Source organism: Myxococcus sp. CA040A (assembly GCF_013336725.1).
GTDB lineage: Bacteria > Myxococcota > Myxococcia > Myxococcales > Myxococcaceae > Myxococcus > Myxococcus llanfairpwllgwyngyllgogerychwyrndrobwllllantysiliogogogochensis.
This window is the reverse complement of the sequence record NZ_JABUMR010000004.1, coordinates 960,517-974,210: the sequence shown is the minus strand read 5'-3', so window position 1 is coordinate 974,210 and position 13,694 is coordinate 960,517. Positions and strand designations below refer to the sequence as shown.

General features: G+C 67.6%; 11 protein-coding genes. 4 read left to right on the top strand and 7 right to left on the bottom strand.

The window, feature by feature from the left end; all coding sequences use genetic code 11:
- Positions 1 to 23: 23 nt before the first annotated feature.
- The 3 genes from HUA75_RS21030 to HUA75_RS21020 all read right to left on the bottom strand — a co-directional run bounded on the left by HUA75_RS21030 (position 24) and on the right by HUA75_RS21020 (position 5,976).
- Positions 24 to 1,562, bottom strand: coding sequence for a PEGA domain-containing protein (locus HUA75_RS21030; protein WP_174487386.1), 1,539 nt, complete (start codon positions 1,560 to 1,562; stop codon positions 24 to 26).
- A 97-nt stretch (positions 1,563 to 1,659) separates the two neighbouring features.
- Positions 1,660 to 3,591, bottom strand: coding sequence for a type IIA DNA topoisomerase subunit B (locus tag HUA75_RS21025; RefSeq protein WP_141643842.1), 1,932 nt, complete (start codon positions 3,589 to 3,591; stop codon positions 1,660 to 1,662).
- A 12-nt stretch (positions 3,592 to 3,603) separates the two neighbouring features.
- A complete protein-coding gene (locus tag HUA75_RS21020; RefSeq protein ID WP_141643843.1) occupies positions 3,604 to 5,976 on the bottom strand; it encodes a DNA topoisomerase (ATP-hydrolyzing) subunit A in 2,373 nt (790 codons plus the stop codon).
- A gap of 393 nt (positions 5,977 to 6,369) precedes the next feature.
- Between HUA75_RS21020 and HUA75_RS21015 the strand changes: the two genes are divergently transcribed.
- Positions 6,370 to 7,221 (top strand): helix-turn-helix domain-containing protein, encoded by an 852-nt coding sequence (locus HUA75_RS21015; RefSeq protein ID WP_174487385.1) that lies wholly within the window; start codon positions 6,370 to 6,372, stop codon positions 7,219 to 7,221.
- Positions 7,222 to 7,248: 27 nt separating this feature from the next.
- Positions 7,249 to 8,097, top strand: coding sequence for an NmrA family NAD(P)-binding protein (locus tag HUA75_RS21010; protein ID WP_174487384.1), 849 nt, complete (start codon positions 7,249 to 7,251; stop codon positions 8,095 to 8,097).
- 39 nt (positions 8,098 to 8,136) lie between these two features.
- Here the strand turns inward: HUA75_RS21010 and HUA75_RS21005 are convergent, their stop codons facing one another.
- Together HUA75_RS21005 and HUA75_RS21000 are read right to left on the bottom strand one after the other, a co-directional pair.
- Complete coding sequence (locus HUA75_RS21005; protein WP_174487383.1) at positions 8,137 to 8,577, bottom strand: hypothetical protein; 441 nt, start codon at positions 8,575 to 8,577, stop codon at positions 8,137 to 8,139.
- 696 nt (positions 8,578 to 9,273) lie between these two features.
- Positions 9,274 to 9,942, bottom strand: a complete 669-nt coding sequence (locus HUA75_RS21000) for a hypothetical protein (protein WP_141643850.1) — start codon at positions 9,940 to 9,942, stop codon at positions 9,274 to 9,276.
- A 96-nt stretch (positions 9,943 to 10,038) separates the two neighbouring features.
- Here HUA75_RS21000 and HUA75_RS20995 point away from each other — a divergent pair, with 96 nt between their 5' ends.
- A complete protein-coding gene (locus HUA75_RS20995; protein WP_141643851.1) occupies positions 10,039 to 10,695 on the top strand; it encodes an MBL fold metallo-hydrolase in 657 nt (218 codons plus the stop codon).
- A 57-nt stretch (positions 10,696 to 10,752) separates the two neighbouring features.
- Here HUA75_RS20995 and HUA75_RS20990 read toward each other — a convergent pair whose 3' ends face one another.
- Complete coding sequence (locus HUA75_RS20990) at positions 10,753 to 11,649, bottom strand: PHB depolymerase family esterase (protein WP_174487382.1); 897 nt, start codon at positions 11,647 to 11,649, stop codon at positions 10,753 to 10,755.
- A 229-nt stretch (positions 11,650 to 11,878) separates the two neighbouring features.
- Here HUA75_RS20990 and HUA75_RS20985 point away from each other — a divergent pair, with 229 nt between their 5' ends.
- Positions 11,879 to 12,805 carry a hypothetical protein gene (locus HUA75_RS20985; protein WP_174461823.1) on the top strand — a complete coding sequence of 309 codons (927 nt, stop codon included), beginning with the start codon at positions 11,879 to 11,881 and terminating at the stop codon, positions 12,803 to 12,805.
- A 71-nt stretch (positions 12,806 to 12,876) separates the two neighbouring features.
- On the opposite strand, the gene HUA75_RS20980 is transcribed toward HUA75_RS20985, so the two are convergent.
- The gene (locus tag HUA75_RS20980; RefSeq protein WP_141643854.1) at positions 12,877 to 13,602 is read right to left on the bottom strand and encodes a hypothetical protein; all 726 of its coding nucleotides are present in this window, start codon (positions 13,600 to 13,602) and stop codon (positions 12,877 to 12,879) included.
- Positions 13,603 to 13,694 lie beyond the last annotated feature (92 nt).

Here is a 13,694-nt window from a genome sequence, read left to right as displayed (position 1 = left end):
CGAACCGTCATTCAACCCGTGGCTCAGAAGCCTGTTCCTCCGGTGATGGGATTGAAGGGACGGCCCTTGTCCTGGGTCGCCACGAAGACGGCGCCCGCCGTCACCGCCGCCACGCCACCGACGGCGGCCCAGAACCAGGGCCGCTTCAGCAGGGACACGCCCGTGCCACCGCTCTCCGCGACGCGGGGCGACATGGCGCCGTGGATGAAGTCGCGGACCTGCTGCGCGGCCGCCTCGGGGCCCCGCTTGCGGTCCTTGCCCGACAGGTCGATTTCCACGCCGCGCAGCCGGGCCTGGGTGCGCACGTCCCAGACCTGGAGCTCCGCCTGGAGGCGGCCCTTCTTGTCCTGGGACACCGCGGCCAGCACCAGGTAGCGGGCATCCAGGCGCTCGGCGATGGCGCCCGTCTCGGGAGGCAGCGTCTCGCTGTCGAAGGCCTCTTGCGAGCCGGCGCGCACGGCGGCCTCGCGGATGGCGGACAAGCCCGGCCCGGGCACAAGCGTCGCCTTCACCTCGGCGCTCCCGGTGGACTTCACCTCCGCGTACTGGGCGAAGGACGTGTAGCCCGGCAGCGTCACGATGACGGCGTGGTGGCCGGCGGGGACGGACACGCCCTTGAGTGGCGTGACGCCGAGCTCCTGGCCGCGCACGTGGACCTGCGCGCCCGCGGGCTGGGACTCCACGGCGAGGGTGCCAGCGGGCCGCGCGCTCACTTCGGCGCGCGCCTCGTCGAAGGCCTTCTGCACGTCCTGACCGAAGAGCGCCTTGTCCGGGCGGGTGGCGGGCTCGGCCACCACGGAGCGGATGAAGGACTCCTTCGCGCCGGCCGTGTCGCCATTGAGCATCCGGGCCGCGCCGAGGAACAGGAACGCCTCACCCAGCCGCTCGGGCCGCAGCTCACCGGGGGCCTGCTCGTACGCCTCGGCGGCCGCGCGGAACTTCGCCTCGGCGACCTCCGGGTCCAGGTTGTCGTAGGCGGCCCGGCCGTCCTCGAACAGCCCGTCGGCCTTCGTCAGCGGCGTCGGCTCCGGGGGCGGGAAGGCCGCGCCCAGGTCCACGAACTGCACGTCTCCGCCGCGCTGCAGGTGACGCGTCAATTCCGTCTCCAGCTTCAGCGCCGCGGCGGACGCAGCCGAGGCTCGGGCGACGGAGAAGAGCGCCACGGGGCCTGTGGACACGGCGGGCGTGGCGGCCAGCGACGGCCTCGTGCTGGGCTTCTCCGGCTCGGTGGCGCTCGGAGGGGGCGGCGCCACCGGCGTGGCCACCGCGGCGGGCGGAGGCTTCGCGGCGGGCGCCTCCGGCTTGTCGGTGGGGTGCGGCTTCGAGTCCGGCTCTCCGAAGACCATGGGCTCCGGGGACGCGACGTCGTTCGTGTCCGCCGTGTCCGTGTCCTCCACGGGCGGGGCTTTCTTCACGTCCCTGCCCGAGGGCTTCTTCTTCTTCACCACCTTGGTGGGCACGGCCTTCTTGCGCGCGGACTTCTTGCGCGTCGTCTGGGCATGAGCGGGAAGGACGGCCAGCAGCAGGGTGAGGAGCAGGGCGATTCGGCGGAACGTAGTCACGGCGCCGGATGCTAGCCGAGCGAGGGGAGCCCCGTCACGGCCCTCCGCCCCGGGGGCAATCCGGGGCGGGGGGGACCCGCGGCAGGATGACGGATGGCTAGACGTCCAGCGCTTCGACCTCGCCCGCGCGCTCCATGATGAACCGGAACCGGGCACTCACGTCCTTGCCCATCAGGTCATTGATGACGCGGTCCGTCTCGATGGGGTTGTCGATCGTGACTCGCAGGCTCATCCGGTTTTTCTGGTCCAGCGTCGTCTCCTTGAGCTCGTCGGCGGTCATCTCACCGAGGCCCTTGAAGCGCATGATGTTGGGCTTGGCGTTGCCCTTCACCTTCTCGCGGATGATTCTGTCGCGGTCCGCCTCGTCCAGCGCCCAGTACGTCTCCTTGCCGATGTCCACGCGGAACAGCGGAGGCTGGGCGATGTGGATGGCGCCGCTCTCGATGAGCGGGCGCAGGTGCCGGTAGAAGAACGTCAGCAGCAGCGTGGCGATGTGGTGCCCGTCGCTGTCGGCGTCCATCAGCAGGAAGACGCGGCCGTAGCGCAGCTTGGTGATGTCGAAGTCCGCGCCGATGCCGCAGCCCAGGGCGCTGACGATGTCCTGGAGCTCCTTGTTGCCCGCGACCTTGTCGGTGGACGCCTGCTCCGCGTTGAGCACCTTGCCCCGCAAGGGGAGGATGGCCTGGGTGCGCCGGTCGCGGCCCTGCTTGGCGGAACCACCTGCCGAGTCACCTTCGACGAGGAACAGCTCGCTCAGGTTGGGGTCCGTGGACGAGCAGTCCGCCAGCTTGCCCGGCAGGTTGAGCCGGTGGCTGACGGCCGTCTTGCGGCTGACGGCCAGGGACGCGGCGCGACTGGCCTCGCGAGCGCGGGCCGCCAGGATGATGCGGCCGACGACGGCCTCGGCGATGCTCTTGTTGTCGTTGAGCCACTTCTCCAGCGCCGGGCGCAGCACGCCGTCCACCTGCGCCGTCACCTCGGGGTTGTTGAGGCGCGACTTCGTCTGGCCCTGGAACTGGGGCTCCACCACGTACACGGACAGGATGGCCGTGATTCCCTCGCGGATGTCCTCCGCGGTGAGCGTCACGCCCTTGGGCGTCAGGTCGTGCGTTTCGATGTAGTTGCGCACCGCCTTGACGATGGCGCCCTTGAGGCCCGCCTCGTGCGTGCCGCCCATGGGGGTGGGCACGCCGTTGACGTAGGAGCGGATGTGCTCGTCCGTGGCCTCCGTCCACCCCAGCGACGCCTCCAGCCGCACCCCGTTGTCGCGCGAGTGGTAGAAGTTGGTGCTGCCCACCGGTACCAGCGGCTTCTGCCGCTCCGTCACCACCTTGGTGAGGTACTCGGCGATGCCGCCGTCGTGCTTGTACGTCACCGACGTGGCGGGGCTGGCCGTCTCATCCTTCCAGATGACGATCATGCCCTTGTGCAGGTAGCTCTTGGCCTCCAGCCGCTCGCGCACCAGCTCCGCGTCGAACTTCAGCTTCTCGCCAAAGATTTCGGGGTCCGGCTCGAAGGTGATCGACGTGCCCGTGCCGCGCGCGCCGCCGTCCGCCTTCAGGGGGCTGGTGGGCTTGCCTCGCGCGTACGTCTGGATGTGGCGCTTGCCGTCGCGTTTGATCTCCACCGTCAGCTTGCGGGAGAGCGCGTTCACCACGGAGCTGCCCACGCCGTGCAGACCGCCCGAGTGGGTGTAGTTGCCCTGCTCGAACTTGCCGCCCGAGTGCAGCGTCGTGAGGATGACCTCCACGGCGGGCTTCTTGAGCTTGGGCATGATGTCCACGGGGATGCCGCGCCCGTTGTCCACCACGGTGATGCTGCGGCCATCCTTGTGGAGCGTCACTTCGACGGTGGTGGCGTGGCTGTTGATGACCTCGTCCACCGAGTTGTCGAGGATCTCCCACAACAGGTGGTGATACCCGGTGCCGTCCGTCCCGCCGATGTACATGGCCGGGCGCTTGCGCACCGGATCCAGGCCCTCGAGGACCTGGATGTCGGCGCCTGTATAGCTTTCCTTCTTCGTCGCCATGGCGTCCTCTGGCTAGTCCTTCTTCTCGGGCAACGGGATGAAGACGACGGGCCGGGCCACGTCCTCCACCGCGTCGCGCTTGGACATCTCGTGGCCCTTGCCGCCGCGGCCCGTCACCCCGTACTTCGCGGGGGCGAGCTGCAGCTTGCGGCCCTTCTGCGTCTCGAAATCCAGCTTCGCGTCCTTCTGGTTCGGCGCGGTGACGAGGAAGTCGACCACCTGGTCGTCCGCGTCCACCTTGATGACGGTGACGCCCTTGCCAGGGCCGGCCAGCTCGTTGATCTCCGCCGCCTTGCACACCAGCGCGTTGGTCTTCTTGGTGAGCACCGCGAGCAGGTCCTTCTCGCCCACGGCCTGCACGCCGATGATCTCATCGCCCTCGCCCGTCTTGGCGTAGCGACGTCCGGCGCGCGTGGAGACCTCCAGGTGAGGCTCCAGGAGGAAGCGCATGCCCATGCCCTGCTTCGTCACGCCCAGGAGCTTCTGCGGACTCGCCAGCCGCGTGTCGAGCGAGAGGGCGGCGACCACGCGCTCGCCGTCGTCGAACTTGAACAGCTTCTGGACGGGGTCGCCGTAGCCGGTGGAGGCGGGGATGTCGTTGAAGCGGGTGACGTAGGCGGTGCCGAAGTTGCTGAACAGGACGAGGTTCGCCTTCAGGCTGCCGGCGAGCACGGCCATGACGGCGTCGCCCTCGCGCAGGCGGGTGGAGGACGGGTCCTTGACCTCGCGCACGCGCTTGACCCAGCCGTCGCGGGTGATGACCACATGGGCATCCTCGTCCGCGATGAACGCGTCGGCGTTGAACTCCACTTCCTCGGAGCCCGCGCCACCAATCTTGGTTCGGCGCTTGTCGTTGTAGAGCCCCTTGATTTCGGCGAGCTCGTCCTTGACGGTGCCCCAGACCTTCTTCTTGTCCTTGAGGATGCCCTCGATGCGTTTGATCTCCGCGCGCTTCTCCTTGAGCTCCTTTTGGACGACCAGGATCTCCAGGCGGGCGAGCTTGTAGAGCTTCATCTCCAGGATGGCATCCACCTGGAGCTCATCCAGCTTGAAGCGCACCATCAACTTCTGGGCGGCGTCCTGCTTGCCCTCGGACTGGCGGATGATGCGGATGATCTCGTCCAGCGCGTCGTAGGCCTTCTCGAAGCCCTCGAGCAGGTGGACGCGCTTCTGCAGCTCGCCCAGCTCGTGCTGGTAGCGCCGCGTGACGATGCCGAAGCGGAAGTCGAGGAAGAACTGGAGGATGCTCTTGAGGTCCAGCCGGCGCGGCGTGCCGACCTCGGGGTTGTCGTCGCTGGGGACGAGGCAGGTGAGGTTGACGCCGAACGTCGTCTGCAGGGGCGTGTGCTTGTAGAGGTACGCCATCACCAGGTCGGCGTTGGCATCCTTCTTCAGCTCCAGGACGATGCGCACGTCCTTGGTGGACTCGTCGCGCACGTCGACGATGAGCGGCAGCTTCCGCTCGCGCACCAGGTCGCCAATCTTCGCGACCAGGGTCGACTTGTTCACCGTGTAGGGGATGGACGTGACGATGATCTGCGTGCCGCCGCGCTTGAGCTCCTCGGTGTCCCACTCGCCGCGGATGCGGACGCTGCCCTGGCCCGTCTCGTAGATGTCGCGCAGCTCCTTCTTGTCATTGAGGATCTGCCCGCCGGTGGGGAAGTCCGGGCCCTTGATCCACTTGAGCAGATCCTTGGTGAGCAGCGCCGGGTTCTCGATGAGCGCGACCAGCGCGTCCACCAGCTCGCCCAGGTGGTGGGGCGGGATGTTGGTGGCCATGCCCACGGCGATGCCCGTGGTGCCGTTCATCAGCAACTGCGGCACCCGCGAGGGGATGACGATGGGCTCGTTGCGCGTGCCGTCGTAGGTGGGCCGGAAGTCGACCGTCTTGCGCTCCAGCTCACCCAGCATCTCGGTGGCGAGCTTCTCCAGTCGGCACTCGGTGTAGCGGTAGGCGGCCGCGGAGTCGCCGTCGAGCGAGCCGAAGTTGCCGTGGCCGTCCACCAGCGGGTAGCGCAGGGAGAAGTCCTGCGCCATGCGCACGAGCGCGTCGTAGATGGAGGCGTCGCCGTGCGGGTGGTAGCGACCCATGATGGCGCCGACCACCTGTGCGCACTTCTGGTACTTCGTGTCGAACGACAGGTTCAGGTCGTTCCACATGCCGTACAGGATGCGGCGCTGCACGGGCTTGAGGCCGTCGCGCACGTCCGGCAGGGCACGCGAGGTGATGACCGACAGGGCGTAGTTGATGTACCGGCGACGCGCCTCGTCAGCGAGCGAGGCGGGGATATATCCATCTCCACCACCCGCCGAGCCCGAGGCTCCACCCCCGCCACCCGCGCCTCCCTGCTTCTTTGGCGTCTTCTTTTCGGCTTCTGCGCGCATGCTCTTCAAACCCAGGTGAGAACGTCTCGTACCCGAACGCGGTGCGTGACTCGCGCACTCCGCGCCATGGAATCTGGAAGCTGTAACAAAGCGGCGGGACTACCATGGCCCCCTGACAATTGGAACGAATTCGGGGGGTTGCGTATCCTCGGAGGCATCCTACCTGAAAGCCCGTCCAGTTCGGTCCCAAGGTGAAACATCCCTGTAACCCCTTGGAATTCCGAGGGCGAGGGCCCGTAGGACTCACCTGGGGACGGGACGGTGGGTGCGGGTAGGAGAGGACGCCCGGTTGGCTCCTGGGAGGCCCTGGGCAGGTAGGACAGGGTGGGCTTGCTCCCTTGCCCGGGCCTCGACGCGGCGTGCTGGAGACGGGGGTATGAAGCAGGGCGAGCGATGACCCAGGTCCATTCCTTCTACCGTGCGCTCGCGCCTCCCGAGCCCCTGCGCCCGTTCATCCAGGCCTTCTGGCTGTACGACGGGTATCGGCCCGGGCATGGGCTGGAGCGAGTGCTGCCCACGGGAACGCTGGAGCTGGTGATTCCTTTGGCGGGGCAGCGACTGGAGTGGCGGGAGCTGGATGGTGAGGCGGGGGCGTGCGCGGAGGCGTTGGTCTCTGGTCCTCGGCGCGCGGCGTTCGATGTTCCCACGGCGCAGCAGTCCATGCTCGCGGGCGTCCACTTCCGCGCGGGGGGCGCCTGGCCCCTCTTGGGCGTTCCCCTGGATGCGCTGGCCGGGCGGCACGTGGAGCTGTCCTCGTTGTGGGGGCCTGTCGCGACGCGGTGGGTGGCGCGACTCTCAGAGGCGTCGAGTGACGAGGAGCGTTTCGCGATTCTGGGCACGGCGTTCCTTGCCCGGCAATCGTCGCTCCGGACCGTGCATGAGGCGGTGTGGACGGCGCTGGGGCGACTTCGAGCGAGTACGGCGGACGTGCCTGTCTCTTCGCTCGTCGCGGGCTCGGGCTTGAGTCACCGCAGGTTCATCGAGTTGTTCCGGCGCGAGGTGGGACTGACGCCGCGAGACTTCCTCCGGGTCCGCCGCTTCCAGCAGGCACTCCAGCGCACGAGAGAGGACGCGACGGCGTCGCTCACCTGGCTGGCGCATGAAGCGGGGTACTGCGACCAGTCCCACTGGTTGCTCGAATGCCGGAAGCTCTCCGGATTGGCTCCGGGGGCCCTGTCAGCGGCCGCTCGCGGCGCCACGGCGCTGCCGCCCGAGGAGCGGGGTCAAATGCTTCCTATTGGGTGAGGCACTGGCGCGCGCATCTTGCCGCGCATGAACGTCATCCTGGGTGCAACGGGAGTGGTGGGAAGCGCGGTCCTCGACGAGCTCGTGAAGCGGGGTGTGCCCACGCGGGCGGCGTTTCGCTCGCGAGTACCGGACCCTCGCGCCACACAGCATGCGCGTGTCGACTTGAGCACGGGCGAAGGACTGGAGGCATGTCTGGACGGTGCGCGGACGGTGTTCCTCGCGACGGGGGACATGGTCGACCAGGTTGGCGCCGAGGTGCGAGTCATCGAGGCCGCGCGTCGCGCGGGGGTGAACAGGCTGGTGAAGCTCTCGATTCTCTGTGCGGGGAGCGAGGCGTTCTTCCTGGCTCGTGTCCACTGCGCCATCGAGCGTGAGCTGGAGCGCTCGGGAATCCCGAACACCGTGCTCCGGCCTGGGGGCTTCATGCAGAACTTCGTCACGTACTACGGCCACGCGCTGAAAACCGAAGGGGTGCTGCGCCTGCCATGGGGCGATGGAGAGGAGAGTCCCATCGACGCGAGGGACATCGCCCGCGTGGCGGCGGTGTGTCTGACGTCGGAGGCATTCACGGGGAGGCACCTGGACCTCTGCGGCCCCAAGGCGATGACGTACCAGGAGATGACGCGCGTTCTCGGTCAGGCGGCGGGCCGCGAGCTCAGGTACGAGTCCATCCCTGACGGGGTGTTTCGCGAGGCGATGCTGCCGTATGCCGTGAGCCCCGCGCACGTCGAGGGGCTCATCGACATGTTCCGCTTCCACCGAGAGGGCCGGGCACCCAGGGCCAGCGACGCGGTGCTCGAAGTCACGGGCGCCCCGCCGCGCTCGTTCGAAGACTTTGCTCGGGAGCATGCCGGGTCATGGCGCGAGGACTGAGGCCCGAGCCGGGGGAGGGCCTGGTCCACGGGCTTCGTTTCAGAGGCAGCCCCGCGCGCGGGTGGGTTCTCCCTTGGGTTGCTGTGGGGGCGCGGCGCTCCCCAGGTCCCAGTCGTCGAGCCGGTCGATGTCCGTGATGGCGCCCGCGAACAGGCCGAGGGCACCGCGGCTCTTCGCGCGAAAGGTGCCTCGCACGATGACATAGCGAGGAGGAGTGCGCTCCTTCGAATCCCACGCCTCGCCGAGCACGAGCCACACCGCGCTCATGGGAACGCCATGCTGATGGTCCTGGGGATTGAAGTAGAGGGCCGTGCCTTCATGTTCGAAGGTCCCATAGCCGACGACCTCGACGCGCTTGCCGTCGTAGGCTTCAGGGGCCGCGAGCAGTCGTACCACTGAGACGGACTCGACAGCCGGAGAGGGGGCGCTCGCGCCTGCGACGGCCAGGTAGACGACGAATGCGATGGTGACGGGCTTCATGATTCGCGCGACTCAGCGACAGCCCTGCGTCCGAGTGGGCTCATTCTTCGGCTGCGTGGGGAGCGCGGGGGAATCCATGACCCAGTCCTCGAGGCGGTCGATGTCGGTGATGGCTCCCGAGAAGAGACCCATTGCACCGCGGCCCTCCGCGCGAAAGGTTCCTCTCACGACGACGTAGCCCGGAGGCGAACCCGCTTTGGGCGCCCCCGTCTGTCCAAGCACGAGCCACACCGCGCTCATGGGAACGCCATGCTGGTGATCCTGGGCGTTGAGGTAGAGCGCCGTGCCTGTTGAGTCGAAGAACCCGTAGCCGACAACCTGGACGCGCTTGCCGTCGTAGGCCTCGGGGGCCGCGAGCAGTCGTACCAGGGAGACCAGTTCGAAAGAAGATGCGGGCGCGTCCGCACCCGTGACGGCCAGGTAGACGACCAGTGCGATGGTGACGGGCTTCAGGGGGACTCTCCCGACTGGGTTGCCTCCCGCGTGGAACCATCAGCGTTCCGCGCGAGAGGAGAACGTCTCGGTCGTGATTCCGCTTCAGGGCCGAATCCGCGTGCGGATGGCAATCGGGTGGGGGTACCACCGCCCGATTTCAGCCCCATTTGCGCGCGAGAGATAGAAGGTCCCTAGGGAACTCGACCACTTCACGCGCCGCGATTCGAGCGAGGAGCCGTGCCCCGTGGGCTCCGCGTCAGCTCAGGGCGTCGCCTTCGGCGCCTTGCCCCAGTTGCCGTCCTTGAAGATGCGCACGCCCCGGCCACCGCCGCCGCCAATCATGCCGGGCACGGTGGCCTGGATGGGCTTGCCACCGGGTGGCTGATAGACGACCCGCGCCTTGCGCGCGGACGGAATGGACGCGTGGGTGGTGTCGATCAACAGGTAGACCGTCTTGCCGTCGGACTGGATGCGGTCGGTGTCGTGCTTGTGGCTGAGCTCGGCCAGCAGCTCGCCGTCATCCACGGTGCTCGCCTCGCTGCCCAGCAGTCGTACCTTCACTCGCAACCACGTCTGGGCACTGCCGCCGCCCCCGGACGCATAGTCGCGCACGCCCTGGATGATGACGGCCAGGTCGGCGCCGTTGCCCGGGGCCCCCTGCGCGAGCCGCAGCCCCGTCTGCTTGCTGGAGTCCGTGTCGATCAACAACGTGGCGTTGGAGCAACGGCTCTTGCACTCCTCGCCCCAGGGGTCCTTGTCGAAGCGCAACCGCATGGCGAAGTCGCTGCCCTGCGGCGCGATGACGGCGTCGACGATGACCGGACGCTCCCCGTCCGCGGGCGCCGTGTACTTGAAGGTGGACCGTTCCTTGGCGACGACGCTCGAGCCGGCGAGGAGGGTGCAGACGAGCAACGGCAGAGAGCGCTTCACGGTGGGTGGACCTCCGAGAAAAAGACGCCCATTCAAGAGGGAAGAGGCCGTGGCGGCAAGTCTCAAGCGTTAGAGTCTTCCCGGGAGGTATGAGAGATGCGAATTCCCTACGTGCGTCAGCTCAAGCTGGGGCCCATGGACAACTTCGTCTACCTGGTCGGCGCGGCGGACTCTCCCGACGTCGTGGTGGTGGACCCGGCGTGGGATGTGGAGGCGATTGAGCGCGCGGTGGCGCAGGACGGCAAGCGCCTGGCCGGAGCCTTCGTCTCGCACTGCCACTTCGACCACATCAACGGTCTGCCGGATTTGCTGTCGCGGCATGACGTGCCCGTCTACGCGCAGCGCGCGGAGGTGGAGTTCTCCGCGGAGTTGCGCGAACTGAAGGACGCGCTGCGTCCGCTGGGGCCCGGGGACGCGGTGCCCGTGGGCGCCGAGGTCTTCCAGGCACTGCACACGCCAGGGCACACGCCGGGCTCCCACTGCCTGCTGGCCGGTGACGCGCTCGTGTCCGGGGACACGCTGTTCATCAACGGCTGCGGCCGGTGCGACATGAACGGGGGAGACCCGGAGGCGATGTACCGCTCACTGTCTCAGGTGCTGCTCAAGGTCCCGGACTCGACGCGGCTGTTGCCAGGGCACGACTACGCGGACGTGCCGGTGGCTCCCCTGGGTGACGTGCGTCAGAAGAACCCGTACTTCGCCTTCCCCGACGTGGCGTCGTTCGTCGCGTTCCGAATGCGCCCCCGGAAGTGAGCACTCCGTGAAGCGGGACCGGAGGGGACACGGCCCTCCGGTCCGCTCCGGTGCCGACTACGGACGCTGCTGGGCGAACATCCAGTCCCAGAAGCCCTGCAGGCCGTAGGTCTCGGACCAGCCCATGTGCGCCGTGCCCGGGTACAGCACATAGCGAACGATGGAGCTTCCCGTGGAGGTGACGCCGGGTTGCGAGGTCCAGGTCTGCGTCGTCTTGCTGAACAGGTACGTCGTCGTCTGCGTGGATTGGACGAGGGGCGGGAACGCCCAGTAGTTGTAGTTCTTCGTCACGGGGAGCACCCAGGACTGCTCGCCCCACCGGTCCCCGTAGCTGCTGGCGGCCCACACGGGGACGTCCTTCATCTTCGTGAGCGTGTCACCCGGGGCGCCGATGTTGGAGGCGATGGTCGCCAGCGCCGCCAGCTCGTTTCCGTAGAGCGTGGCATAGCGCCAGGCACCCCAGCCGCCCATGCTCAACCCCGTCAGATAGACGCGCTTGGGGTCCACCCGGTAGTTGGCGACGATGTACTGGACGAACGGACGGATTTCCGTTGGCGAGTAGTTGTCCAACCCCTGCGGGACGAAGATGAGCGCCTTCTTCTGGCCGTAGTACGTCTTCCAGGTGGTGCTGTTGCGGATGTTCCGCAGCGCCCCGTTGCGCGTCACGACCTCGTAGAGCGCCGTCGGGTTCTGCGCGACGCCCAGCTCGCCGATTCCGTTCAGGTGGATGACGACCGGGTACGTCTCCGTCGAGGTGTTGTAGCCCGGAGGGATGTACTCGCCATAGGGAAGCGGCGAGCCCGCGGGACTCGGCATGTGCACCGAAATCTGGTCTTCGACAGGGGTGATGAGCGGGGCAGGGCGGGTATCGAGTTCCTGGGCGGGAGTCTCTTCCTGGCCCGGCCCGCAGGCCGTGAGGACCGCTACGAAGACGGCGAGCGCAACGCTTCTCATGAATCCACCTCGAGGTGTGGGAGGAGTGCGGCCCTGTCTGTCTATATCTGGATTCACAAGCCCACCAGTTTCTGTTGTTTCTTGAGTTGCAATTGCATGTCCGTGGATGGAGCGTTGACAGAGGCGCGAAGGGGCCGAGCGAGGAGGAGATGGCGTGCCCGACGCCCATGTCGTAAATGTCCTGTCTGGTCGAATCCTTGTGGCGCCACACGTTGGAGAGTTCTCGGACATGAGTGGGTTGACGGATGCGGAGTTCCTGCGCGACGCCTACATCCAAGAGGGCCTGAGCCCCGTTCCTGGGGTGGTCATCGCCGCATGCACGGTGGGGGATGACTACGACAACCCCGGCAATCGCATCGGCGTGCGCAGGGACGGCGCGTGGCTGGAGTTCGAAGTGTTCGGTGAGGCGGTCCTCTCCGTGGATGCCACGGAGGCGGGACTGGCGTACGTCCTCGGAGAGAACGGGACGGTGATTCGCTTCGACTGGAAGACGCCGAGGACACGGGATGCGCTGAAGGCCTCTCGCAAGGTGTTCAAGAACGCGGCCGTCGAGGACCTCGGGCCGCTGCGTCGACTCCGCGTGCTGGGGAACGACGTCGTCTGTGTGGGCTCGGTGGGGCAGGCCTACGTGCTGGGCAAGGCACGTTTCAGCACGCTGCCCCAGCTCACCATCGACGGGGAGGACGTCACCCTCGAAGCCCTCGCGGGCCACGGCCGCGACGACTTCATGGCCGCCACCTCCGAGGGGCATCTGGCGCACTTCGACGGAAAGCGCTGGCGCCGCATCTCGCTTCCGCTGGAGACGGGCTTCAATGGCGTATGCACGCTGAAGAGCGGCTATGCCCTCTGCGGTGGCGAAGGCGCCGTCCTGCTGGGAAGCGGCGACGACTGGCGCGTCATCCGGCCTCCCGACACCGAGCGCGACTACTACGGAATCGCGACGTTCCAGGACCACGTCTACGTGGCGCATCTGGGAGGCATCGACCGGGTGGTCGGCGACAGGCTGAAGCCCGTGGCCATTTCCAAGGCGGACTCGCTGCGCTTCACCGGGCTGCGCGGCGCCGGTGATGGCGTGTGGGCGCTCGCGGACCGGACCGTCGGCTGGATTCACGACGACCGGTGGCACACGGTGGCGGCCGAGCCTCCCTCCGAGTGAGCACGGTCCCGGTTCCTTGACGCGGGACCGGAGGCGACAGCGGCCTCCGGCCCACTCACGTCACCCTGCGACTACCAGTAGACGGCGACCGACGAGACGCGGTCGTTCCACGAGTGCCAGCGGCGGAACGGCCACCAGCCCGTGTACCAGCCGTAGCTGCCCATGTTGCCGACGGCCCAGGCGCGCGCGACCCAGAGTTGGTGACCGCCGAAATAATGGTGCTCGGTCATCACCGTCCAACGGCCACACTGGGTGCTCCACATGGAGGAGATGCGGTCGTTCCACCAGCCCAGCGTGTTGTAGCCCCAGCCCGGATAGACGGAGAAGTTGGCGCCGCCGTACCACGAGTGCTCGAAGAAGACCGACCAGGGGTTGCACGGCCCAAGCTCCGCGCCCGTGGGCTGCTCGGAGGGAAACTGGCCCGTCTGGTTGAAGTACTTCGTCACGTCCGCCGTGGTGCGGAAGCCCTGCACCACCGCCTGCTCGGCGGAGCGGGCGTCCAGCACGTAGTGCGACAGGTGGATGTCCTTCTCCTGGATCTGCTTCGCGGTGTACTTCACACCGTCGACCAGGATGGGGAGCTCCGGAAGGAAGCCCTCCACGGGGGCCTGCTCGATGTCCTCACGCGCCGAGTCCTTGAGCACCTTGCTCAACGGAACGCGCACCATCTCTCCATCCCTGCTGGGAATCTCGCCCGTCTCGTGCGGGGGCACCGGCTCGATGTTCTGGGCCACGGCCGTGCCACCGGTCAGCAGCGTCGCCAGCGTCAGCGAGCCAATCAACGTCTTGAGCTTCATGTCTGCTCCTGGGGGTATGGGATTGCCCGTAGCCGGAAATAGCTACGTGGCCCGCACGTATAGTCCGTCTGTTTTGCACAAGACAAATCCGT

What these genes read in the sequence shown, in the direction of transcription:
- HUA75_RS21025 (WP_141643842.1), bottom strand. Translation starts at nt 3,591, where the DNA reads ATGGCGACGAAGAAGGAAAGCTATACAGGCGCCGACATCCAGGTCCTC.
- HUA75_RS21020 (WP_141643843.1), bottom strand. Translation starts at nt 5,976, where the DNA reads ATGCGCGCAGAAGCCGAAAAGAAGACGCCAAAGAAGCAGGGAGGCGCG.
- HUA75_RS21015 (WP_174487385.1), top strand. Translation starts at nt 6,370, where the DNA reads ATGACCCAGGTCCATTCCTTCTACCGTGCGCTCGCGCCTCCCGAGCCC.
- HUA75_RS21010 (WP_174487384.1), top strand. Translation starts at nt 7,249, where the DNA reads ATGAACGTCATCCTGGGTGCAACGGGAGTGGTGGGAAGCGCGGTCCTC.
- HUA75_RS21005 (WP_174487383.1), bottom strand. Translation starts at nt 8,577, where the DNA reads ATGAAGCCCGTCACCATCGCATTCGTCGTCTACCTGGCCGTCGCAGGC.
- HUA75_RS20995 (WP_141643851.1), top strand. Translation starts at nt 10,039, where the DNA reads ATGCGAATTCCCTACGTGCGTCAGCTCAAGCTGGGGCCCATGGACAAC.
- HUA75_RS20990 (WP_174487382.1), bottom strand. Translation starts at nt 11,649, where the DNA reads ATGAGAAGCGTTGCGCTCGCCGTCTTCGTAGCGGTCCTCACGGCCTGC.
- HUA75_RS20985 (WP_174461823.1), top strand. Translation starts at nt 11,879, where the DNA reads ATGAGTGGGTTGACGGATGCGGAGTTCCTGCGCGACGCCTACATCCAA.
- HUA75_RS20980 (WP_141643854.1), bottom strand. Translation starts at nt 13,602, where the DNA reads ATGAAGCTCAAGACGTTGATTGGCTCGCTGACGCTGGCGACGCTGCTG.